Source organism: Bacillus sp. AG4(2022) (assembly GCF_031844465.1).
Classification (GTDB): Bacteria; Bacillota; Bacilli; order Bacillales; family Cytobacillaceae; genus Bacillus_AB; species Bacillus_AB infantis.
Window position 1 is genome coordinate 44708 of the sequence record NZ_JAUZVH010000005.1, and the last position, 23834, is coordinate 68541.

Annotated in this window: 21 protein-coding genes, 1 riboswitch and 1 other annotated feature; of the genes, 14 read left to right on the top strand and 7 right to left on the bottom strand. The window is 47.2% G+C overall.

Annotated elements, in window-relative coordinates:
* Positions 1–33: 33 nt before the first annotated feature.
* Positions 34–990 carry a cytochrome aa3 quinol oxidase subunit II gene (qoxA, locus tag Q9R36_RS14440; protein ID WP_257992121.1) on the bottom strand — a complete coding sequence of 319 codons (957 nt, stop codon included), beginning with the start codon at positions 988–990 and terminating at the stop codon, positions 34–36.
* 370 nt (positions 991–1360) lie between these two features.
* On the opposite strand from qoxA, the gene Q9R36_RS14445 reads away from it, so the two are divergent.
* The 3 genes from Q9R36_RS14445 to asnB all read left to right on the top strand — a co-directional run bounded on the left by Q9R36_RS14445 (position 1361) and on the right by asnB (position 5876).
* Positions 1361–1723, top strand: a complete 363-nt coding sequence (locus tag Q9R36_RS14445; protein WP_311225528.1) for a thiol-disulfide oxidoreductase DCC family protein — start codon at positions 1361–1363, stop codon at positions 1721–1723.
* Positions 1724–1838: 115 nt separating this feature from the next.
* Positions 1839–2016: riboswitch (SAM riboswitch) on the top strand.
* Between the two features lie 430 nt (positions 2017–2446).
* Positions 2447–3646 carry a methionine adenosyltransferase gene (gene metK / locus Q9R36_RS14450; protein WP_257992120.1) on the top strand — a complete coding sequence of 400 codons (1200 nt, stop codon included), beginning with the start codon at positions 2447–2449 and terminating at the stop codon, positions 3644–3646.
* Between the two features lie 325 nt (positions 3647–3971).
* The gene (gene asnB, locus Q9R36_RS14455) at positions 3972–5876 is read left to right on the top strand and encodes an asparagine synthase (glutamine-hydrolyzing) (RefSeq protein ID WP_257992216.1); all 1905 of its coding nucleotides are present in this window, start codon (positions 3972–3974) and stop codon (positions 5874–5876) included.
* Here the strand turns inward: asnB and Q9R36_RS14460 are convergent.
* Complete coding sequence (locus Q9R36_RS14460; RefSeq protein ID WP_311225430.1) at positions 5873–6748, bottom strand: C39 family peptidase; 876 nt, start codon at positions 6746–6748, stop codon at positions 5873–5875. The two genes, asnB and Q9R36_RS14460, sit on opposite strands and share 4 nt — an antisense overlap.
* A gap of 118 nt (positions 6749–6866) precedes the next feature.
* Entirely contained in the window at positions 6867–7379 is a 513-nt protein-coding gene (locus Q9R36_RS14465; protein WP_257992118.1) for a gamma carbonic anhydrase, read from the bottom strand.
* Between the two features lie 166 nt (positions 7380–7545).
* Here Q9R36_RS14465 and Q9R36_RS14470 point away from each other — a divergent pair, with 166 nt between their 5' ends.
* On the top strand, positions 7546–8349 hold the full coding sequence (locus Q9R36_RS14470; protein ID WP_257992117.1) for an alpha/beta hydrolase: 804 nt from the start codon (positions 7546–7548) through the stop codon (positions 8347–8349).
* An 11-nt stretch (positions 8350–8360) separates the two neighbouring features.
* Positions 8361–9452, top strand: coding sequence for a tetraprenyl-beta-curcumene synthase family protein (locus tag Q9R36_RS14475; RefSeq protein ID WP_311225431.1), 1092 nt, complete (start codon positions 8361–8363; stop codon positions 9450–9452).
* Between the two features lie 148 nt (positions 9453–9600).
* Here the strand turns inward: Q9R36_RS14475 and mnmM are convergent, their stop codons facing one another.
* Both mnmM and mnmL read right to left on the bottom strand, forming a co-directional pair.
* The gene (mnmM, locus tag Q9R36_RS14480) at positions 9601–10173 is read right to left on the bottom strand and encodes a tRNA 5-(aminomethyl)-2-thiouridylate-methyltransferase MnmM (protein ID WP_009795266.1); all 573 of its coding nucleotides are present in this window, start codon (positions 10171–10173) and stop codon (positions 9601–9603) included.
* Between the two features lie 101 nt (positions 10174–10274).
* A complete protein-coding gene (gene mnmL, locus Q9R36_RS14485; protein WP_311225432.1) occupies positions 10275–11246 on the bottom strand; it encodes a tRNA modification radical SAM protein MnmL/YtqA in 972 nt (323 codons plus the stop codon).
* Positions 11247–11592: 346 nt separating this feature from the next.
* Between mnmL and Q9R36_RS14490 the strand changes: the two genes are divergently transcribed.
* Positions 11593–11856 (top strand): YtzC family protein, encoded by a 264-nt coding sequence (locus tag Q9R36_RS14490; RefSeq protein WP_257992114.1) that lies wholly within the window; start codon positions 11593–11595, stop codon positions 11854–11856.
* A gap of 12 nt (positions 11857–11868) precedes the next feature.
* A complete protein-coding gene (locus Q9R36_RS14495) occupies positions 11869–12051 on the top strand; it encodes a glycogen biosynthesis protein GlgD (RefSeq protein WP_224898268.1) in 183 nt (60 codons plus the stop codon).
* A gap of 39 nt (positions 12052–12090) precedes the next feature.
* Here the strand turns inward: Q9R36_RS14495 and Q9R36_RS14500 are convergent, their stop codons facing one another.
* Positions 12091–12894, bottom strand: a complete 804-nt coding sequence (locus tag Q9R36_RS14500; RefSeq protein WP_311225433.1) for an alpha/beta fold hydrolase — start codon at positions 12892–12894, stop codon at positions 12091–12093.
* Positions 12895–13139: 245 nt separating this feature from the next.
* Here Q9R36_RS14500 and Q9R36_RS14505 point away from each other — a divergent pair, with 245 nt between their 5' ends.
* The 7 genes from Q9R36_RS14505 (at position 13140) to Q9R36_RS14535 (ending at position 22296) form a co-directional block, all read left to right on the top strand.
* Entirely contained in the window at positions 13140–14327 is a 1188-nt protein-coding gene (locus Q9R36_RS14505; protein WP_311225434.1) for an MDR family MFS transporter, read from the top strand.
* 461 nt (positions 14328–14788) lie between these two features.
* Positions 14789–16153 carry a sigma-54 interaction domain-containing protein gene (locus Q9R36_RS14510; RefSeq protein WP_187445550.1) on the top strand — a complete coding sequence of 455 codons (1365 nt, stop codon included), beginning with the start codon at positions 14789–14791 and terminating at the stop codon, positions 16151–16153.
* 321 nt (positions 16154–16474) lie between these two features.
* Entirely contained in the window at positions 16475–17794 is a 1320-nt protein-coding gene (locus Q9R36_RS14515) for a GntP family permease (protein WP_022544298.1), read from the top strand.
* Between the two features lie 63 nt (positions 17795–17857).
* On the top strand, positions 17858–18634 hold the full coding sequence (locus Q9R36_RS14520) for a 3-hydroxybutyrate dehydrogenase (RefSeq protein ID WP_253618206.1): 777 nt from the start codon (positions 17858–17860) through the stop codon (positions 18632–18634).
* A gap of 177 nt (positions 18635–18811) precedes the next feature.
* Positions 18812–19030 (top strand) — a binding site (T-box leader).
* Positions 19031–19129: 99 nt separating this feature from the next.
* Positions 19130–21547, top strand: coding sequence for a leucine--tRNA ligase (gene leuS, locus Q9R36_RS14525; protein WP_311225435.1), 2418 nt, complete (start codon positions 19130–19132; stop codon positions 21545–21547).
* Between the two features lie 163 nt (positions 21548–21710).
* On the top strand, positions 21711–22016 hold the full coding sequence (locus Q9R36_RS14530) for a rhodanese-like domain-containing protein (protein ID WP_009795252.1): 306 nt from the start codon (positions 21711–21713) through the stop codon (positions 22014–22016).
* Positions 22017–22113: 97 nt separating this feature from the next.
* Positions 22114–22296 carry a sporulation protein Cse60 gene (locus Q9R36_RS14535; RefSeq protein ID WP_009795251.1) on the top strand — a complete coding sequence of 61 codons (183 nt, stop codon included), beginning with the start codon at positions 22114–22116 and terminating at the stop codon, positions 22294–22296.
* Between the two features lie 17 nt (positions 22297–22313).
* On the opposite strand, the gene Q9R36_RS14540 is transcribed toward Q9R36_RS14535, so the two are convergent.
* Entirely contained in the window at positions 22314–23573 is a 1260-nt protein-coding gene (locus tag Q9R36_RS14540) for a BaiN/RdsA family NAD(P)/FAD-dependent oxidoreductase (protein WP_094769902.1), read from the bottom strand.
* Positions 23574–23834 lie beyond the last annotated feature (261 nt).

Genomic DNA, 23834 nt, shown 5'->3' on the forward strand with positions numbered 1-23834 from the left:
AAACTCCTTTCTAGGGTAGCGGGTCTGTTCATATTAATGGCCTTCATGTTCTGAGTGGCCATTGTCGCCAGATCCGTCCTCTTCCATATCCATATTCTCATGATGTTCATGATCTGAGTCAGCGTCATCACTGTCAGAGCTGGAACCATGGTTATGGCCGCCATGCTCGCCTTCAGGAGCAGGCATGAAATCAAGATGTGTCCCGGTATAAGTGGACTGTCCAAGATGCCCTGGTTCAAGCAGTTCATCGAATTTTTCTTCTGTAAGAGGCTCAGCCGTCTCTTTGACGTCATCAACCCATTGGTCAAATTCTTCCTGCGGCATGGCTGTTACATTGAAAGTATTTTCAGCAAAGCCTTTTCCGTTGAAGTTGGCATTGCGCCCCATATAGTCGCCAGGTTCATCTGCGGCCAGATGCAGCGTATTGACCATGTCAGCCATGGCATACTTTTGTCCGCCAAGCTGCGGGATCCAGAAGCTTGTAATCGGTCCGTATGAATACAGCTTAAACTCAAGCGGGCGGTCAGTCGGGACATATAGATAGTTGACTGTTTCGATATCTTCTTCCGGGTAGCTGAAATGCCATTTCCAGTTAGAAGATGATGCATAGACGACTAAAGGCTCTTTGTCGCCGTATCCTGTCGGTGCTGATTCCACTTTATAGTTACTTTGTGTGGATACGACCGAAAGGAAGATAACGATCAGGACAGGAATTCCGACACAGACCGCTTCGACGAGAAGGTTTCCTTTAATATGCGGCGGTTCATAATCCTTGCTTTGCTTCGAAGAGCGGTATTTATAGAGCATGTAAGCAAGCATGGCAAAAACCACAAGAACGATGACAGACATGATTGCCGTTGACAGGATGATGTCTTTTGCCTGAATGGCGGCCTGAGGCCCCTTAGGATCCAGAACCATCAGCGGCTCACAGCCTGATAGAATAGTAATGATTGTAAATATTCCTAATAGCAAAGAATATTTCTTTTTCATGGATAAGCCCCTTTCTCAATGGCTGAAAGTTTAATAACATAATAATAGTGTATATGTTACATAGTTCACAATCTGTTATCATCATAAGCAATTTTAAAGGGTAATTCAATAGAATGTGAAAGGTGTCACAAATTGTTCAAGAAGATAGAAATTCTTTCCGAACTTTGCGGCATATTATTTGCACAACATAAATTAGGGGGGCTTGCCAAAGGAGGGGAAAACCTCTGCAGCTAAGCAGATGGGGCACTTTATCTAATGAAACATATATTATATAGATATAAGTTTACACTGCTTCTAAAATGATTGAAAGGTATGGTAAAATTTAATAAAATGCACGATATTACAGGCGGGAGATGGTAATGTGAAAACGATGGCCCTTTACGACAATACTTGCCAGCTTTGCCAAATGACAAAGAAATCTTTCCAAAAGCTTGACCTGCTTCACAGGGTAGACTGGGTTTCACTCCAGAAATATGAACAGGAGTATGGTGAACCACAGTTCAGCAGGGAGCTGAGGAAAGAGCTTCATATTATTACTCCTGAAAAAAAGGTCCTGAAGGGTTTTTATGCGGTAAGAAAGCTGCTGCTGCTGTTTCCCCTTACCTTCGTTCCCGGGCTCTTTATGCACCTTCCTTTTGCTTCTGCAGCCGGGGTTCCGGTATACCGGCTGATTGCACGGAACAGACATAAATTGCTTAGGAAGAAATGCAAGGATGGCAGCTGTTCCCTGTAATTAATTCCCATATCAGATATAAAGCTGATCCAGGGTGAATTTCTTCTCTTTATAGCGGAGAAAATGATTGACGCCACTACATCATTACGTTATGATTTTACCTTGAACGGATACTCTCTTATCCCGAGCTGGTGGAGGGACAGGCCCGATGAAACCCAGCAACCTGCTAATGAAGCTTTTGAAAACGGATATATGCTGAAAAGAGCATAACGGTTCAAATTACCAGCCAGCAATGGTCTGTTTTTAGCAAAGGTGCTAACCTGATGCAAGGAAGATTCCTTGAACGATAAGAGTGAAAGGCGCGAATCATTTTGCTTTCAACCTTTTCACTTTGGGAAGGTTTTTTATTTTGCATTTTGAGGGAAGTCTTTTAATTGCATATTATGGTAGTTTTTGCATAAAGCTGATTTACAATGGCTATGCATTTAACAGGATAAAATCATACAATCTTATTGAGCCTGGCTTATATATAATGCCTTTGACCGGTTATCTGCATCAGCGGGCACCTGCCTGTACAGCACTTGCCTGAGACGGGAGGTCCCGGGGAATGGAACCAGCCGGTTATGCAGATTGTGAAGCAATGCATACGCGAGAGCGGGATAAAAACTCCATGTTTATTCAATACTACTTAGGGAATGAGTACCGTATCAATCCGAGGGGAAGAATAAGGTGTAGCGCCGGATAAGAACCTCACTCTATTCTTATAAATAAGGAGGAAATCAGATGTCAAATAAACGCCGTTTGTTTACTTCTGAATCAGTTACTGAAGGTCATCCGGATAAAATCTGTGACCAGATTTCTGATGCTATTTTAGACGCTATCTTAGCAAAAGACGCAAATGCCCGCGTTGCTGCTGAAACATCTGTTACAACAGGGTTAGTCCTTGTTGCAGGTGAAATTACAACATCTACATATGTTGATATTCCAAAGCTTGTCCGCGAAACAATCAAGGAAATCGGCTATACCCGTGCTAAATACGGCTTTGATTCCGAAACATGTGCCGTACTGACTTCCATTGATGAGCAGTCAGCTGACATTGCAATGGGTGTCGACCAGGCGCTTGAAGCGCGTGAAGGCCAAATGTCAGATGAAGAAATCGAAGCGATCGGCGCAGGGGACCAGGGCCTTATGTTCGGCTTTGCCTGCAATGAAACGAAAGAGCTTATGCCTCTTCCGATTTCCCTGGCACACAAATTATCACGCCGCCTGACAGAAGTGCGCAAAGAAGAGATTCTTCCGTATCTGCGTCCGGATGGCAAGACACAGGTGACTGTTGAGTATGATGAGAACGACAAACCGGTACGAATCGATACTATTGTCATCTCCACACAGCATCATCCTGAAATCAGCCTGGAGCAAATCCAGCGCAACCTGAAAGAACATGTCATCAATCCGGTCGTTCCAAAAGAACTGATCGATGAAAATACAAAATACTTCATCAACCCTACTGGCCGTTTTGTTATTGGCGGACCTCAAGGGGATGCAGGTTTGACTGGCCGCAAAATCATTGTTGATACCTACGGCGGATATGCGCGCCACGGCGGAGGCGCATTCTCCGGCAAGGATCCTACAAAGGTTGACCGTTCAGCAGCTTATGCAGCCCGCTATGTAGCGAAGAATATCGTCGCTGCAGGCCTTGCTGATAAGGTTGAAGTGCAGCTTGCCTATGCCATCGGTGTAGCGCAGCCGGTTTCCATTTCAGTGGATACATTCGGAACAGGAACTGTAAGCGAAGATACGCTTGTCGATCTTGTCCGCGATAACTTTGATCTTCGCCCGGCAGGCATCATCAATATGCTGAACCTGCGCCGCCCTATCTACAAGCAGACTGCAGCTTACGGACATTTTGGCCGTACAGATGTTGATCTTCCTTGGGAGCGCACTGACAAAGCAGATGCACTGCGCCAGCAGGCTGGAGAGTAATCCTCATATGTACAGAAAAAGCGGGAGTGCTGAAATATGCAACTCCCGCTTTTATATTTCGTCTAAGAGGATAGGAGTGTTTAACGGCCTGCTGATCTGTGAATAATTCATGTAAATGCCTAATTTTTCCCCTGCCCGTTTTTCATGTTGATAGTGCCATTTTTTCAGGTTTAGTGGTAGTATTAGAGAGTATGTTTTTGGGGAAACAATGTGTGATATTGCAGATTATGGCTGGCCGGGCAGGCGCTGCACCGGCATGAATGCCTTCCGCTGTTTTTTCAGACGGAATGGGATTTTGACTAAATTGAAGAAGGTGAACTACATAATGTGCGGTTTTATCGGCTGTGTCCATGAAAATGCGCAAGTCCTGAACGATGCGCAAAAGCAGCAGTTTGAAAATATGAATAATATTATTACCCACAGGGGGCCTGATGATGCAGGCTATTATAATGATGAGCATATTCAGTTCGGCTTCCGCCGCCTGAGCATCATTGACATCGAATGCGGCCATCAGCCGCTGACCTATGAAAATGAAAGATACTGGATCATTTTCAATGGCGAAGTCTACAACTATGTGGAGCTTCGGGAAGAACTCTTAAAAGAAGGCCTTACATTTGAGACGAATTCAGATACAGAAGTAATTATTGCGCTTTACAGCCACCTGAAGGAAAAAGCGGTCGAAAAGCTCCGCGGGATGTTCTCATTTGTCATCTGGGATAAGCAGGAGCAGTCCTTGTACGGGGCAAGGGACCATTTCGGGATCAAGCCTTTCTTCTACCTCGAGAATGACGGGAAAACATTCTTTGCTTCTGAAAAGAAAAGTATCCTGATGGCGCTGGAAAACGACGTCCTGAACTATGAGTCCCTCCAGCATTATTTGACCTACCAGTTTGTCCCGGAGCCGGAAACAATGTCCGCGGGCATCCATAAGCTTGAACCAGGCCATTATTTCACAAAAAAAATCGGTTCTCCGATGGACATCAAACGCTATTGGAAAGCATCTTTCCAGCCTGTCCAAAAGTCTGAGCCAGAATTTGTGAAAGAAATCAAAGACGTCCTGTTCGATTCAGTTAAAATGCATATGCGAAGCGATGTACCGGTCGGTTCTTTCCTATCCGGAGGCATTGATTCTTCCATCATTGCATCCATTGCAAAACAGTACCATCCGAATATCAAGACTTTTTCTGTCGGTTTTGAGCGGAACGGGTTCAGCGAAATTGATGTAGCCAAAGAAACAGCGGATAAGCTTGGTGTTGAAAACATCAGCTATGTTATCACACCGCAGGAGTATATGGATGAATTGCCCAGGATCATGTGGCATATGGACGATCCGCTCGCAGATCCGGCATGTGTGCCTTTATACTTCGTTGCCCGTGAAGCAAGGAAGCATGTAACGGTCGTCCTTTCAGGAGAAGGTGCGGATGAGCTGTTCGGCGGATATAATATTTACCGCGAGCCTCAGTCGCTTGAAATGTTCAATAAAATACCGCAGGTCGGGAAAGCCTTCCTGAGGCTGATTGCCAAGATGATGCCGGAGGGCATGAAAGGCAAAAGCTTCATTGAACGCGGCGTGACGCCGATGGAAGAAAGATATATCGGAAATGCCAAAATGTTCACTGAAGAAGAAAAGCGCAGCCTCCTTGGCGTCTACCAGAACGGAATCGATTATAAAGATATCACGAGGCCTTTATATGCTGAGAGCCGCGGCTATGATCCGGTGGACCGCATGCAGTATATCGACATCCATACCTGGATGCGCGGCGATATTTTACTGAAGGCTGATAAAATGACCATGGCCCATTCCCTTGAGCTTCGCGTGCCATTCCTTGATAAAGAGGTATTCAATGTGGCATCAAGGATCCCTACAAGCCTGAAGACGGCCAATGGAACGACCAAATATATCCTGAGAAAAGCAGCGGAAGGCGTTGTGCCTGACCATGTCCTTACCCGGAAGAAGCTTGGCTTCCCTGTCCCGATCCGACACTGGCTGAAGGACGAGATGAACGGGTGGGCAAAAAAAATAATCCGCGAAAGCAGCACGGATCATTTGCTCAACAAAGATTATGTTCTGAAGCTTCTTGAAGACCACTGCCAGGATAAAGCAGACAACAGCCGGAAAATCTGGACTGTGCTCATGTTTATGCTCTGGCATGATGTGTATGTCGAAAAGAAGTATTCATTTGAAAAGGAACTGATCAGCGAACCATCCTTTCAGCCAATGAAAGGCTAGCGGGATAGATAGGTGATTGCCTGTCTTCCCATCTGCACCCAGGCTTCTTCAAAGCCATCAATGGGTGCTTTTTTATTTTTCTCTCCTGTGAGCGGATCGTTGAAATATACATATTCGGAATCATATCCGGTGATCAGGACTGAATGTTCTTTATAAGTGATCTCAACCGGCCCGCTTGGCGTCTCCCATGTCTGGAAATAGTCGGGAGACAGTTTCTGATAGGCCGTATTCGTAATCACCCAGACAGGCTGTCCATCTGATAGATGTGTTTTCAGCTCTGTAAAGTCAGAACCCGTCAAATCGATTATATCGCCAGGAAGGTACTTTTCGGCCAGATCCTTGATAGGCTTGTGGTACACACCGAGACCGGGTGCATCAAGGGAGTACATGTCCCCGATGAAGCCGTCGTTCGGATGGCCGTAATATACTTTGCCATTCTCCTTTTTGTAGGGAGTCGGTTCTTTTTTTATTTCCTTTGCAAGCGCCATTTTATCTGCCTGAACCCCGGCATGCTGCAGCAGCATGCCGAGACTTGTGACCTCGCAGCCCCGCGGAAGCTCCGGGAGCTGATGCTGGGCAGGGGCATCAAGCAGCACCTCATCCTTGATTTTTATGATAGGCCGGTCAAGCGTCTTGTCCAAAAAGGAACTTGCTGAGGTCAAAGGAGACCTGATCCATGACTTAATCCGGTCCGCAATGCCCCCTGGTGAACCTGGCTGATTATGGTCAATGGCCATGGCCCCTGCAAGGAGAACAGCAATGAAGATAAATAGAATAAGAGGGCTGAAGAGCCGTTTCCCTTTCTTCGCTTTAAAAAGAAGAGAAAGAAAAAAGATCAGCAGCAATAGAATAACAATAAAGAGATAATTCATTTGCACCACCCTGTGTTATCTTGTTCCAGCCCATTCAGCCGCGTTTTGCTGATAAGCATAAGTTTTTTCCAATAGGGTAACTATAAAGTAACTAGCCTGTCCGTTCTGCAGCCGCCTTCTAATCTTTGAGCGACTTATAATACTGGCCCTTTTCGGCATACTCGCGGCTGATCCGCTCCATATCCTTAATATCCTCTTCTGTCAGTTCCCTGATTACCTTGGCTGGCCTTCCGAATGCCAGCGTATTGGGCGGGATCTTCTTGCCCTGAGCTACAAGGCTGCCGGCCCCGATAAAGGCGCCATCCCCGATTTCGGCGTTGTCGAGGATGATGGAACCCATGCCGACCAGCGCTTTTTTGCGGATGGTGCAGCTGTGAAGGATGACCTGGTGGCCGATGGTCGCTTCATCTTCAATGATAAGCGGGTTGCCAGGGCTTTGGTGAAGGACGGAATTGTCCTGCACATTTACTTTTTTGCCGATGATTGTCGGGGCTACATCGCCGCGGATGACCGTATTGAACCAGATGCTGGATTCGTCTCCTATTTCAACATCCCCGGTGATGGTCGCATAATCAGCAATGTACGCTGTCGGCGAAATGCGGGGCATTTTCCCTTTATATGGGTATATCATTTTATACACTCCCTAGTTGTAATAGTTAGATTTTATCATCTTTTGTCAGAGCAGGCCGCCATTTTTTTCAGAAGATTGTTTTTTACAGGCGAAGCTGCCATTTGGCAAATAGCTTCAGGTTATAGGATAATGCTAGTAGAAAATTTGTACTAACAGGAGGAAGACTATGTGGAAATGGGAAGCTGAAGGTGAAGCTAAAGCGGTTATTGTTATGGTCCATGGGGCCATGGAGCATCATCGCCGCTACGGCTGGCTTATCGAAATGTGGCGCTTATCCGGTTTTCATGTAATTATGGGCGATCTTCCCGGCCAGGGCATGACAACCAGATCAAGAAGAGGCCATATCGACTCCTTTGATGAATACATATTTGAAATTAAGGACTGGATCCAGGCTGCCTATCAGTTTGAACTGCCGGTATTTCTGCTCGGGCACAGCATGGGGGGCCTTGCCTCAATCAGGCTGCTTCAGGAGGAACGGATGAAGCTGGCGGGGATCATCTTGTCCTCGCCATGCCTCGGGCTGATCCAAAAGCCATCCGGTGTGCTGAATCTTTTATCTTACGGGCTTAATAAAGTGGCGCCGGGCCTCAGGCTCAATTCCGGGCTGTCGATTGAAATGGCTACAAGAAACAAGGATGTGCAGGAGGCAGACCTGAATGACAGCCTTTATGTGACAAAGGTGTCTGTCAGATGGTACAGGGAGCTGGTCCATGCCATAAAGCTCGCTTTTGAGAATCAGGAAAAGACACAGGATATCCCCATGCTTGTCATGCAGGGAGGGGAGGACAAGATTGTCAATAAAGCGACGGTCAAAAACTGGTTCAATCAGGCGCCCTTGTCTGAAAAAAGGTTCAAGGAATGGCCTAAATGCTATCATGAAATCTTCAATGAACCGGAACGGGAAGAAATTTTCGAATATGCCAAGGACTTTGTCGACAGCCAGCTGAAAACGCTCGGCTACCTTGTATAAGAGGTGTTGAAATGACTGTACCTTCCATGCCGATTCCTTTAATGACAAAGGTATATAAAAAAATAATCCCTGAAGTCCACCGCGAGCTGGCGTACTGGAGGGAAAGAGCAGAGAATATCCCTGATCCGGAGCTTAGAAAGCAGGCGCTGGCAAGCATCGGCCATAAAGCCTTCCACTGCGAGGGAGGGGCCATCATGGCCCTTTTGGCCAAGGACCGGTACAAGGAGGCAGTCCGGTTCATTGTCGCCTATCAGACGGTCAGCGATTATCTGGATAATCTTTGTGACCGAAGCACTTCCCAGGACCCTGCTGATTTCTCCGCCCTTCATGAGGCAATGGATGATGCCCTTTCCCTTGAGCCGGGATCAGGTGATTACTACCGGGAGCGGCAGGAGAAAGAGGATGGCGGGTATCTCGCAGAATTGGCCGGCGCCTGCCGGGGGATGCTGAGGGGCTGCAGGCATTATGAAAGCATCCGCTCTTATTTGAAGGAGCTTTGCCGCTATTACTCCGATCTGCAGATCCATAAACATGTCTGTCTCGAAGAACGTGTCCCGAGGCTGCAAAATTGGCATGCAGAATACAGGGGACTTGTACCTGAAATGGAATGGTATGAGTTTTCAGCCTGTTCCGGCTCTACACTCGGCATTTTCAGTCTTGTGTCCTTCGCCCTGTCTGATGAATTTGCCGATGAGGATGCAGCAAAGATCCGCCACGGCTATTTTCCTTATATCCAGGGACTTCATATCCTCCTCGATTACCTGATCGACCAGGAGGAAGACCTGGAGGGAGGAGATTTGAATTTCTGCTTCTATTATCAGGATGAACAGCAGCTTTTTGCACGATTGCAGCACTTTATTGCCGAAGCGGATAAGCATATTGAAGGACTGCCGCACAAGAGCTTCCACCGGCTTATCAACAGGGGGCTGCTCGGCATTTACCTCTCCGATGAAAAAGTGCGCAGGCAAAAGCATGTGCGCCGCCTGGCCCGCCATATCATAAGAACAGGCGGTCCAGTCAGCTATTTCTTTTATGTAAATGGAAGGGCCTATCGGACCGTACAGAAATGGGTGCCTGCAGGATTGGCCAGGCTGCTTTTTTAAAATTGGCATTGTACAGCGCTGTCTTTAGGCAGCGCTGTTTCATTGGATAAGGAGAATGATAAAACTGGCCCCGTCTTGCTGCCCCACAGTGTTTCCCCGCCCGTACATTGCAGTGATATAACAAAGAAGCCTGCACAGCGGCAGGCTTTCATCTTTTTTCAATGGCAATAATAAAAGGCGGTTTATTGGCCTGGTTGATGAATTGGTATTGCAGGACATGGGCGCGCTCCTGCTCAATGGTTTTAACATATCGCAGGAGATAGTCCCTTTCAACCGCCCCTTCAAAATGTCCATGGTAGATCACCAGGACGATGACAGCTTCTGCTGGCATGACTTCCAGGAGCTGTTCAATTGCAGAAATGGTTGTGCGCGGCCGGGTAACCACAGTTTTGTCGCTTCCCGGCAGATAGCCCAGATTGAAGATTGCCGCAGCAATCTTCTTATGATGGACAGGCGGTATGCATTCCAGGAGCTGTTCGTGGCCGCTGTGGAAAAGGGTTGCGCGCTCTTCCATGCCATGTCCGGATAAGCGGATTCTGCTATTATGTATAGCCTGTTCCTGGATGTCAAACCCATATACCCGCCCATTCGGCCCGACCAGATTGGCCAGGTAAAGGGCATCATGGCCATTGCCAAGAGTGGCGTCTACAACAATATCCCCGGGACTTACCGCTTTCTCAAGGATGGTCCGGGCATAGGGAAGAATTCTCTCAAGTTTCATGACAAACCTCCAATTGCATAACTGTATGTATTATAGGTATAAGCTATTAAGACAAAACAGGCTGCACCGATCGTTTCCGGTGCAGCTGATGCGGACATGACTTACTGTAAAGCACCGGTTTCAGAAGGCTGTGTATAATATTTTCCCTGCCAGCTGCCGCGGCGCTTCATCTCTGCATCAATGGAATTGAGGACATCCCATTTATTGACGCTCCACATAGGGCCAATCATAAGATTGATCGGTCCGTCCCCCGTTATCCGGTGGATAATCATTTCTGGAGGAAGGATTTCAAGCTGATCGCAGACGAGGCGGACATAGTCTTCCTGGGAGAGAAATTCAAGCATCCCTTTCTCATACTGCTTGACCATCGGTGTTCCTTTCAGGAGGTGAAGAAGGTGAATCTTTATTCCCTGAACATCAAGCTTGTACACCTCACGGGCCGTCTCCATCATCATGTCCGGCGTTTCAAGCGGAAGGCCATTGATGATATGCGAACAGACGCGGATGCCATGCCTGCGGAGTTTGCTGACACCGTCAGTATAGCACTGATAATCATGCGCCCTGTTGATCAGCCGGGCAGTACCCTCATGCACTGTCTGCAGGCCAAGCTCTACCCATAGATAAGTTCTTTCGTTCAGTTCAGCCAGATATTCGATAACATCATCTGGAAGGCAGTCCGGGCGTGTCGCTATCGACAGGCCGACAACATCTTCCTGGGCAAGCACCTTTTCGTAGCGCTCCCTCAATACTTCGACAGGTGCATGTGTGTTGGTGAAGGCCTGGAAGTAAGCCATATACTTGCCATCTTTCCATTTATGATGCATCTTCTGCTTGATTTCATTAAATTGGTTTTCCAGATCATCAGCCCGGTTGCCGGCAAAGTCTCCTGAGCCGGCAGCACTGCAGAAAGTACAGCCGCCAAAGGCACGTGTACCGTCCCGGTTCGGGCAGTCAAAACCTCCATCAAGAGCCACTTTGAAGACTTTATGGCCAAAAACCTGGCGGAGATGGTAATTCCACGTGTGGTATCTTTTATTGTCTGAGGCAAATGAAAAAGGATTGGCCTGATTCATGTCAGACACCTCCTTTGATAAACGCGGAGCATCCGCTTTTATATTATGGATTTTACCATAAATTAAATTGCTGGGGCATAGGGTATATACTTTGTTGATTATGGGCCATGCTTGTGAAACTTTGTTTCACAAGCCTTTCAGCTGTGATTATCCGGATATATGAGCTCAAAATCAACAGCAATGTTTACCAGAGCAATTGTTTTATAAATTTTTGCCAGTCAGCCGGTTGGGGGGGATTGGGCTGCCATGATTTCCCGCCTTAAGTCTGTGATAGAAATGTGCCCGTGAAACACACTAATAGGGAAGCTTAAAGCTTCTCCACTGAGATTTATAAGGAGGGTATATGATGGCTACCCGTCAATCTGTAGAACAATTTCTTCAGCAGTGTGAAGATGCGATAAGAAATGCAAATGAGCAATACCAGCAGGCGAGCATGCAGGAGCACTTTAACAACCATGAATATGCCGATGCGATGCAGGGGCTGGAGGCTGCTTTCAATGATATGGCGGATCTTGCCCATAGCGCCAATGCTCAGCAGCGGGAGCAGCTCCACAGGATGAGGCTTCAGCTGCAGCAGCTTCAGAACAGCATGACACTGCTCAGGCATTAAGGGGGAAGCATGATGAAAAAACGTTCAAAGCAGAATAATCCCGAACAAAAGACACGAAACGGCATCAATAACCAGGATATTGAAATTGGCAGGGATTATGATCCTGTAAAAGAATCAAAAAAGAAATATGAAAAAAATCTTGGGAGCCAGCCCATTAAGTCGAAGCAGCATCCCGAACCTGAACAGCTTTCATAAAAATAAGCCGGCTCATCCAGAATGAGCCGGCTTAACCTATTATCCAAGCCTGACAAGGAAACTTTCCACCGTTTCATTGAATAAATCAGCTTCTTCAAGGAAGGGGCAATGGCAGCTGTTTTCAAAGATAATCAGCTCAGAATCAGCGCTATGCTCTTGTATATATTGGCCAGCCGCCACCGGTATCAGTTTTTCTTCCCTGCCATAGCAGAGCAGAGACGGCTTTTTCAGGGTGGGATAGAGCGGCCGGTAGTCAACGATTGATTGATCGAATAAGATGCTTGATGCAATTGATTCAGGCATCGCTGTAACAGCATCCATCATCCATTCTAAATCGTTTTCTTTAATGCTTTCCTTGAACATCAATGGCAGAAATCCGCTTACGAACTCCCTCCTGTTATTTTGAATTTCCTGCATGAAATGGATCAGGGTCGGCATATCAAATGCGCCCATCGGAAAATCCGGCCATCTAAAATCAGATGCCAATTCATCCACAATGATCGTACCCTTGAGGTTCTCCTCACCGAACTGCTTAATATATTCCCAGACGATAAATGCCCCCATTGACCAGCCGGCAAGGACCACATCCTTTAATTCAAGCTTCTCCATAAAGTCGTGAAGATCCCTGGCATACGAAGAAATGGTATGGCCGGAATGCGGCTGGCCTGATTTTCCATGTCCCCTCATATCGACTGCAATAGTCCTCGCACCGGAAATCCTTCCGAGCTGCTTTCTGAAAAAAGCGCTGCTCATCCAGACGCCATGTATGAAAATGACCGGTGTCCCGGTTCCTGAATCCTCATAATACAGTTCAAGGTAATCGCTGATGGCTGCCCTTGGCATGAAAACTCCTCCTTTATTTTTAGATGGAAAATGAATATAAACCCACATGCTATACACGCTTTCCGCCTGTTTTCCATTGAGAAAAACAGCTGCTGGGCAGGACGATATTTTCTTTTGTTTATTTTTATTCAATCCCTGGAAAGTTTAGGCGAAAAAACATGAAACTTTTCTATTGCAGGGAAGGGTAAAAACCACTAGAATTGTTTTGGTGTTCGAAATATTATTTAAGCAAAGGAGCGTTTTTCATGCCTCGTGCCCTCTGGCTTTTAATTATAGGGATGGCGGTGAATGTAACAGGCTCTTCTTTTTTGTGGCCTCTTAATGCCATTTACATTCACGACCATCTGGGCAAGTCGCTGTCGGTTGCGGGGATTGTGCTGATGCTCAATTCTGCAGCCAGTGTTGCCGGAAATTTATACGGCGGATATCTTTTTGATAAAATCGGGGGATATAAATCAATCCTCCTTGGAATAGGCATTACAGTATTAGCTCTCACAGGCCTGACCATCTGGCATGGATGGCCGCATTATGTGATCTTCCTGACTGTCATCGGATTCGGATCCGGGATTGTTTTTCCATCCATGTATGCCATGGCCGGTTCGGTCTGGAAGGAAGGCGGGAGGAAATCGTTCAACGCCATTTATGTAGCTCAGAATCTGGGTGTCGCGGTTGGAGCAGCTCTTGGAGGGCTTGTCGCCTCCTATTCCTTCCAATTGATTTTCCTTGCGAATGCATTAATGTATATTATTTTCCTTCTAATAGCAGTCTTTGGCTATAAAGGGATCCAGACGATTTCAGGAAACCAGACATCTGTCCTGAAAGAAAACAAAAGGATCAAGAACCATGCCAAGCTGTACGCATTATTGATCCTTTGTGCCGGCTATCTGTTGTGCTGGGTCGGCTATGTCCAGTGGCAGTCCACGATTGCGGCTTATACACAGGAAATCAATATTTCCCTGAAGCAATACAGCCTGCTGTGGACAATCAATGGAGCACTTATCGTCCTTGGACAGCCGTTTTTAAATGTAATTCTGAAAAAAATCGGCAAGAATCTGAAGACACAGATCATTACCGGGATCATCATATTCATCGTTTCATTTGCCCTGGCAGCTTCTGCTGAGCAATTCTCTGCATTCATTGCTTCCATGGTCATTCTCACAATCGGTGAAATGCTCATTTGGCCGGCTGTGCCGACTATCGCCAATGATCTTGCCCCAAAAGGGCGGGAAGGTTTCTACCAGGGAATCGTCAACAGTACGGCGACCGGCGGCCGGATGATCGGGCCGCTTCTTGGCGGGATCCTTGTAGATATGAATGGGATGGGCATGCTGTTCTCCGTATTGATCGGACTGCTGGTCATTTCCATCTTTACAACCATCATGTATGATAAAAAGCTGAAGCAGTCGGAAGAAATGACTGTTCGTGCATCCTAAGCGCCGGATTCCGGCGCTTCTTATTTGGCTGTGCTAGTCCATGTTTCACCCACATTTCTGACATTAATCTGTCCAATTGTTCTGTGAAGTATTTATTTACAAAGGCAGGCGATAAGATGGGGGGAAATTATACTTGAATTCTTCCAAAGCGGTTCTAACTGCCATCAAAGTTTAAATAAACCTGTTCATTGCAGTGCAAGGCACGTAGACTCCTGCGGGATTGCAGCGGCAATGCTGAGACCCCGCAGCGCGCAGCGCGAGGAGGCTCAGCGTCGCCCCGCGGAAAGCGAAGTGCCTGGAACGGAAATGAACAGACTGCATGACTGCGCCAACCCTTCTTTTAGAGAAGGGTATACAAAAGGAAATGCCAAACCAGCTTGTCCCAATTTTTTATCCTCCCTCCTTTATTATCAGAAAAATGTGATAAAATTCAAGTAAGATTAGAGTTAAGGGAGAAGCAGATGAATAAAACATTAATGGAGCTTCCATACGAGATCCTGGAAACGATTGTTGAAAATGCTTTCGGCTGGCTGGTAGTGGTCGATAAGGAAGGCAAAATCATCTATATCAACCGCAATTATTGCGAATTTATCGGCTGTGAACGCGATGAAGTAATCGGCCGGGATGTGACCGGAGTGATCGAAAATACAAGAATGCATATCGTTGCCTCGACCGGGAAAGAAGAAGTGGCAGATCTGCAGTATATAAAAGGGAATTATATGATTGCCAACAGGATGCCGATCATGTCAGGAGGAGAAATCATCGGCGCATTCGGAACCGTCTTTTTCCGCGATACACAGGAATGGATGAAGATGAACAGCCATGTCAAAAGCCTGCTGAATAAAATCCAGCATTATATCCAGCATATCGACAGCGGGGTGAAATACAGCCTTGAGGATATTTTGGGGAAATCAAAGCAGATTGCCAGCCTGAAGGAAAAAGTCAAAATGATCGCTTCCAGCGATATATCCATTCTGATCAGAGGTGAAAGCGGGACAGGAAAAGAGCTTTTTGCCCACAGCATTCATCAGCTCAGCGCCAGGAGCCATCAGCCTTTTGTCAAAATTAATTGCGGTGCGATACCGGAGCATCTCCTTGAATCCGAGCTTTTTGGATATGAGGAAGGAGCTTTTACCGGGGCGAAAAAGGGCGGGAAAAAAGGGAAGTTCCAGCTGGCGCATGGTGGGACTTTATTTTTGGACGAAATCGGCGATATGCCGCTCAATATGCAGGTTAAGCTTCTTCGCGTCCTTCAGGAAGGTGAAGTCGAGGCAGTGGGCTCTGTTAAGCCTATCTCAGTCGATGTCCGGATCATCGCCGCGACAAACAGGCCTCTGGAGAAAATGATGGAAGAAAAACGGTTCCGGGAGGATCTGTTTTACAGAATAAATGTAGTTCCGTTTTTCATTCCGCCCATTAGAGAGCGAATGGAAGACCTTGATGAGCTGGTCGACTATTTTACAGGCAAAATTACTAAAAAGTCAGGAAAGAGAATAACGGGCATTGATGAAGAGGTGCGCCAGATTTTTCAGGCCTACAGCTGGCCGGGAAACATAAGGGAAATAGAAAATGTGATGGAAGCATCCATTTACCTGACCAGTGATGAACGAATCCGGAAAGGGTCTCTTCCAGAATATTTGCGGGAAAGGGCCATTCTCCCGATTGGGACGAGCAAACTGAAGGAAATCCTTGAAGAGACAGAGAAGAGAGTCCTGGCGCAGAGCCTGGAAAAGTATAAAGATGATAAGCTGAAAGCTGCTAAGGTTTTGGGCATCAGCAAGTCGACTTTTTATGAAAAGGTGAAAAAATACGGGCTGGAAATCTAGCAGTCCGGAAAATCGGAAAATATTCCGGTCTTCCGGACTTTTGTTTTTTTTTGAAAAGAAGATAAAGATTTCTCTTGCTTGTTTATTGAAGGCGATTATCTAGTAATCCAGAACCTCCGCAAATTTTATAGGCAAAAACTTTTTTTCCGGAAATCCGGAAAAAAATTCGCAGAATAGCCTCCTTTACCTGCTGCTGCTTATTCGGACACTTGGCACATATCTTGCATTGGAATATGGGCAGACAAAATCTTAAGAAGGGAGGGTGTTATCCTTTTAAATGTAAACGGTTTCAAATAAGGAGATAAATAAGGGGGAAAACGAATGCTTAGTATGATTGGATTGGTAGGTGGGCTTGCCCTCCTGATATTCCTGACGATGAGGGGCATGAACCTGCTTGTTGTCGGGCCGCTTTCAGCTCTGTTTGTTGCCGTGTTGAGCGGGATGCCATTATTTCCGCAGCTGGCGGGCGAGGGGGAGGCCAACCTGGTAGGAAATTATATGTCGGGCTTTTCAGGGTTTGTAACATCCTGGTATCTGATGTTCCTGCTTGGCGCCATTTTTGGAAAAGTCATGGAAGACAGCGGTGCAGCCGACAGTGTCGCTGAATTGATTGTTGGAAAGCTGGGAATGAAATACGCTGTCCTTGCAATAGTAGCTTCTTGTGCGGTTTTGACTTATGGTGGCGTGAGTTTGTTCGTTGTAGCTTTCTCCGTTTATCCGATGGCATTGAGCCTTTTTAAGCAGGCCAATCTTCCGCGCCGCTTCATTCCGGCCGCCCTTGCATTTGGGTCGGTCACCTTCACTATGACTTCTGCGGGATCTCCTGAAATCCAGAACTGGATCCCGATTGAACACTTGGGTACATCCCCGTACGCTGGCTGGGAGGTCAGCCTTATTGTCGCAGTCTTCATGATGATTTTCGGCTACTGGTGGCTGAAAAGGATCATTACAAAAGCCGTCAGCAAGGGTGAATCCTTTATTTCCAGGGAAACAGATCCGGTGGCCGAGAAAAAAGAACTTCCGCATCCTGTAATGGGAGTCCTGCCTTTGGCAGTCGTGCTGGTCATTGCCTTTATTTTTCATGACTCACTCGCACAATCCGCACTTATCATTGCTTTATTGGGAGGAGTCATCGCTACTTATCTGCTGAACAGGAAGTACTTCAGGAATTTCTGGAATGCTGTTTCCGAGGGGACGCTTGGAGCGCTTATTGCCATCGGCAATACCGCCGCGGTCGTAGGATTCGGCGGGGTGGCCAAGGCAGTGCCTGCGTTCCAGACAGCGGTCGACTTTATGACAGATATCCCCGGAAGCCCTTTGATCGGAGGAGCAATCGCGGTCAGTGTTATCGCCGGGATGACTGGCTCCGCATCCGGAGGCCAGGTAATCGCCCTGCCGCTGATTGCGCCGCACTATATGGATATGGGAGTCAACCCAGAAGCACTGCACCGTGTAGCGGCCATTTCATCAGGTGCTCTGGATTCCCTGCCGCATAACGGCTATGTGGTCACAACAGTCAGATCCATCTGCGGAGAGACCCACCAGGATGCGTATGGAGCTGTCGGCATTGTGACTGTCATCGTACCTCTGCTCGGCCTGGCATTGGCGATCCTCTTATTCTCGCTTGGACTGGGCATATAACATTTTTCGAAAAGGAAGAGATTTATCCAATCCCTTCCTTTCCTTTATGGAAGGAGAAAAGAAATGGTGCAAGGAAGAACAGTTCTTATCACCGGGGCTGCCCAGGGGATAGGGTATGAGATAGGAAAAAACTTTGCCAGGCAAGGAGCTAATCTTGTCCTGACAGATATTCAGGAAGAACAGGTTGAAAAAGCTGCAGAGCAGCTGAGGGCAGAAGGGTTCAGGGCAGTGGGCCTGAGATGCGATGTGACACTTGAAGAAGAAATCAAAAAGTCCATCCATTCTGCGGTTGAAGAATTTGGGGGATTAGATGTACTAATCAATAATGCGGGACTTCAGCATGTATCCATGATTGAAGATTTTCCGACAGAAACATTTGAGTTTATGCTTAAGGTCATGCTGACGGCTCCTTTCACTGCCATCAAACATAGTCTGCCGATTATGAAAAAACAGGGCTTTGGAAGGATCATCAATATGGCCTCGATCAATGGCCTGGTCGGGTTTGCAGGGAAGGCTGCCTACAACAGCGCCAAGCATGGGGTCATCGGGCTGACAAAAGTAGCTGCCCTTGAAGCTGCGCCCTATGGAATCACCGTGAACAGCATCTGCCCGGGCTATGTGGATACCCCGCTTGTCCGAAATCAGCTGAAGGACCTGGCAGTTACAAGAAAAGTCCCGCTGGAAAAGGTACTCGAAGAAGTACTTTATCCTCTGGTTCCCCAGAAAAGGCTTTTATCAGTAGAAGAAGTTGCCGCCTATGCCCTTTTCCTGGCAGGAAAAGATGCGAGAGGCATAACGGGGCAGGCCGTTGTTATTGACGGGGGATACACAGTGCAATGAAAAGATGCAGACAGCCGGGAAGGCTGCTGCGTCTTTTATTTGCCATCACAAAGAATAGTGAAGCTGTTTGCACGAGAGCACAGCCTTTGCATACATTGAAAAGTATAACTTTTCTAATTGAAGAGCATACTTGCATACAAAGGAGAATTTTAATACAATAGCTTTATATATTTTAAAGTAAAAACTATGATGAGGAATAGTAATGATGTAGTTCCGCTCATTAGAGAGCTGGCGGGAGGTGCAAGCCAGCCGGGACTGTCATGAACTCGCCTTGGAGTTGCAGGTGTGAACCACAGTAATGCCTGCCGTTTTCCGCGTTAAGGATGAATGAAGAGAGCGGCAATGCCGCTAATGTGGGTGGTACCGCGGGAGAATACATATCCTCTCGTCCCTGTTTTGGGATGAGGGGTTTTTTTATGGTCTTTTTCGCTGTAAAGCAGACCGGCAAAACCTTTCCCCAAAAGAAAAATTCATATTATGCAGGAGGAAAGCACAATGAGCTTCAATCACAGGGAGATTGAAAAGAAATGGCAAAAGTCTTGGGAAGCCAATAAAACATTTAAAATGGGCGAGGAAAAGGGAAAAAGCAATTTTTATGCGCTTGATATGTTCCCGTATCCTTCAGGCGCCGGACTTCATGTCGGGCATCCGGAAGGATATACAGCGACAGATATTCTGTCCCGTGTAAAAAGGATGCAGGGCTATAATGTACTCCATCCAATGGGCTGGGATGCTTTCGGGCTTCCGGCAGAACAATATGCCCTGGACACAGGCAATGATCCGGCAGAATTCACGAAGAAAAATATCGATACATTCCGCCGCCAGATCAAATCGCTTGGATTTTCATATGACTGGGACCGGGAAATCAGCACGACGGACCCGGAATATTATAAGTGGACACAATGGATTTTCACTAAGCTGTATGAAAAAGGGCTTGCCTATATTGACGAAGTGGCTGTCAACTGGTGCCCGGCACTTGGAACAGTCCTGGCTAATGAGGAAGTAATCGACGGCAAGAGTGAGCGCGGAGGGCACCCGGTAGAGCGCCGCCCGATGAAGCAGTGGATGCTGAAAATCACGGCTTACGGCGACAGGCTGCTTGAGGATCTGGAAGAGCTTGACTGGCCGGAAAGCCTGAAGGACATGCAAAGGAACTGGATCGGCCGTTCTGAAGGCGCAGAAGTGACCTTCAGCATTGAGAACCATGAAGGGACATTCACCGTCTTTACAACCCGTCCTGATACACTCTTTGGGGCGACTTATGCGGTGTTTGCACCAGAGCATTCACTTGTTGAAAGCATTACGGCTGAAGACCGGGTTGAGGCGGTCGAAGCATATTTAGAAAAAGTGAAGAGCAAAAGCGATCTGGAACGTACGGATCTGGCAAAAGAAAAAACAGGGGTCTTTACCGGCGCTTACGCCATCAACCCTGTAAACGGCGATAAAATGCCGATCTGGATTGCCGACTATGTTCTTGCAAGCTATGGAACCGGCGCCATCATGGCCGTTCCTGCACATGATGAGCGCGACTATGAGTTTGCAAAAGAGTTCAGCCTGCCGATCAAGGAAGTTGTGGCAGGCGGAGATATCGAAAAAGAAGCGTATACAGGCGACGGGGAGCATGTGAACTCCGGATTCCTTGACGGCCTTCAGAAGGAAGAGGCCATTTCCAAAGCGATTGAGTGGCTTGAAGAAAAGGGCATCGGGACGAAGAAAGTAACTTACCGCCTCCGCGACTGGCTGTTCAGCCGCCAGCGCTATTGGGGAGAGCCGATTCCGATCATCCATTGGGAAGACGGCACAATGACTGCTGTACCGGAATCAGAGCTGCCGCTGATGCTTCCGAAAACAACAGAAATCAGACCATCCGGAACAGGAGAATCACCGCTCGCCAATATTGATGAGTGGGTCAATGTGACAGATCCTGAAACAGGCAAAAAAGGGCGCCGTGAGACCAATACAATGCCGCAATGGGCGGGAAGCTGCTGGTATTATCTGCGCTATATCGATCCTAAAAACGAAAATGCGATCGCTGATGCCGACCTGCTGAAAGAATGGCTTCCGGTTGATATTTATATCGGCGGTGCCGAGCATGCGGTTCTGCACTTGCTGTATGCACGCTTCTGGCATAAGTTCCTGTATGATATCGGTGTGGTTTCTACCAAGGAGCCGTTCCAGAAGCTGTTCAACCAGGGGATGATCCTTGGAGAGAACAATGAAAAAATGAGCAAATCAAAAGGCAATGTAGTGAATCCGGATGAAATCGTCGAGTCACATGGGGCCGACACACTGCGCCTGTATGAAATGTTCATGGGGCCGCTCGAAGCCTCTGTTGCCTGGTCAACAAACGGTTTGGACGGAGCCCGCCGCTTCCTTGACCGTGTTTGGAGGCTGCTGATCGACACTGATGGAAACCTGCACAGCAGAATAAAGGATGCAGAGCCGGAATCAAGCCTTGAAAAAGCCTACCATCAGACAGTTAAAAAGGTAACAGAAGACTATGAGGGGCTGCGGTTCAATACAGCCATTTCACAGCTGATGGTATTCATCAATGAAGCTTATAAAGCAGAGACACTGCCGGTAAGCTATATTGAAGGTTTTGTTAAAATGCTGTCGCCGATTGCCCCTCATATCGCAGAAGAGCTTTGGGAGAAGCTTGGTCACAGCGGCACTATCTCTTATGAAGCTTGGCCTGCTTATGATGAAGCCAAGTTGGTCGATGATGAAGTTGAAATCGTCATCCAGGTCAACGGCAAGGTTAAAGCGAAGCTAATGGTGCCTGCTGATGCGGGACGTGAAGCCTTGGAGCAGATTGCGATGGATGATGATAAAATCCAGGAGCAGATTGATGGCAAAACAATCCGCAAGGTCATTGCCGTCCCAGGAAAGCTTGTTAATATTGTAGCCAACTAAAGCAAGGAATCCCCTGTTTCAGCGAGAAACGGGGGATTTTTTAAGGCAGGGAAGATGATTGCGATAGAAACTGTCATCAATGGAACCAGTTTTTTGCCTTATTTTACTTCCTTTGTTTATACTAATCATATTGGGTAGACGAATTAATGAGAGGGTGTCATAGATGGAAAATATTGAAATTATCACAACAGAAGAGCTGGAACAGTTGCTGAAGGAAGGCAAGAAGCTCGAGCTTGTAGACGTAAGGGAAGACGAAGAAGTGGAGCAGGGCATGATTCCCGGCGCCAAGCATATCAGGATGGGAGATATTCCTGCCAATATGGACTATTTTGATGATGAGAAAGAATATATTTTCATCTGCCGCTCCGGCCGCCGCAGTGAGAACGTCTGCTATTACATGCAGGACCAGGGCTATAAAGTCCGCAATATGGCTGGCGGAATGCTCGAATGGAAAGGCGAAACGAAGTAAAGAAGAAAGCTGCCTGTCGCAGGCAGCTTTTTATCATGGTTATAGTTTCTGAATATTTCGTCCATACTCTTAAAAAAGCAATTGAGGAGGGACAAAGTTGATTAAAGTGAAGCTCTTTGACCATGAGCATGAAAAAGATCTTGAAAAGGATATGAACCATTTCCTGGAACGGATTGATGAAAACAGGCTGATCGATATTAAATATAATGTTGCAGCCATCCAGGAAGAGGAAGAAGAACAAATTTACTGCTTTTCCGCCATGGTTGTTTACCGGTCCTGAACAGATGGGCCGTTTTTTTAATAGGACGCAGCTTCTGCTGCATTGGAACCGGCAAGCCTGCCTGTCACCAGCGCTGAGGTGATGTTATAGCCGCCGGTATAGCCGTGGATATCCAGGATTTCACCGCAAAAGTAGAGGCCGGGCATCAGCTTGGAGGCCATTGTCTGCGGTTCGATTTCTTTTGTGGATACACCGCCGCCAGTGACGAATGCTTTTTCAATCGGAAGGGTGCCATCGGCTTTAAATTGAAATGCCTTGCAGCTTTTTACAAACAGGCGGATCTTTTCATGCGAAATGGTCCCGCCCTGAGCAGATGGATCGATTTCATTCCAATCGAGCAGGAACAGCAGGTAGCGTTCCGGCAAAAGTCCTTTCAGGATGTTTTTAATGCTCTTTTTTGGATCAGCCTTTATCATGGAGGACACTTCCTGGAATAACGGCTCTTCCTTCCGGTCCGGAACAGCATCAAGGCTTAATACGACTTGTTTAAGATCCCACTTCTTCATCGCTTTCACCACATACTGCGAACATCTCAGGACGGCAGGGCCGCTTACGCCGAAATGGGTGAAGAGCATGTCCATCTTATGGGTGATAAGGGGCTTGCCTTTAGGATTCAGGACACTTAGAGCTGCATCCCTGAGAGCGAGCCCCTGCAGAACTTTATTTTTTATAAATGGCTCAGAAGAAGTGACAGGCACCTCTGTCGGGAACAGATCGGTGATCGTGTGTCCTGCTTTTTCCGCCCATGCGTAGCCATCCCCTGTAGAACCGGTATGTGGGACTGACTTGCCTCCCACCGCAATAACCAGCGACCTGGCATCATACTTTGCTCCATTTTTCAGAAATACTGTATGCCCATTCTCCCCATAAGAAATATCCTCCACCGGTGAATCGGTTTTCACCTCGACACGGAGCTCCTTCATTTTTGAAAGGAGCGCATCAACGACCGACTGGGCCTTGTCTGTGACAGGGAACATCCTGCCATGGTCTTCCTCTTTCAGCTGGATGCCCATATCCTCGAAGAAGCTGATGATATCTTCGTTGCTGAAAATAGAAAATGCGCTGTATAAGAACCTGCCGTTGCCGGGAATATGCTTTATGATCTCATCGATGGGCAGGCGGTTCGTAACATTGCAGCGGCCTCCGCCTGAAATGGCGAGCTTTCTGCCAAGTTTGTTTCCCTTGTCGATAAGAAGGACTTTCATTCTCTTTTCTGCCGCCGCAATCGAAGCCATCAGGCCTGATGGACCGCCTCCAATTACAATTACATCGTACATTTTTTCACCAACTTTATTTACTTTTTGCTTTTTTAACATTAGTACAAACGGAAGGGAAAGGCAAATTTATTCAGGGGGAACACGTCTAATCTGGCGGGGCCTGCCCGATCTGCGTATTTTTCTGGTGGGACGCCCGGCAATCTAGTAGCTTTGGGGGCGAAAGAAGGGTAAACTACTAATAGTGTGTTTACATTTCGACAGAAACTGATAAAATTGGCGGTCTTGCGGCATGATGCCGGCCGCATGGATGAATGAAGCAAG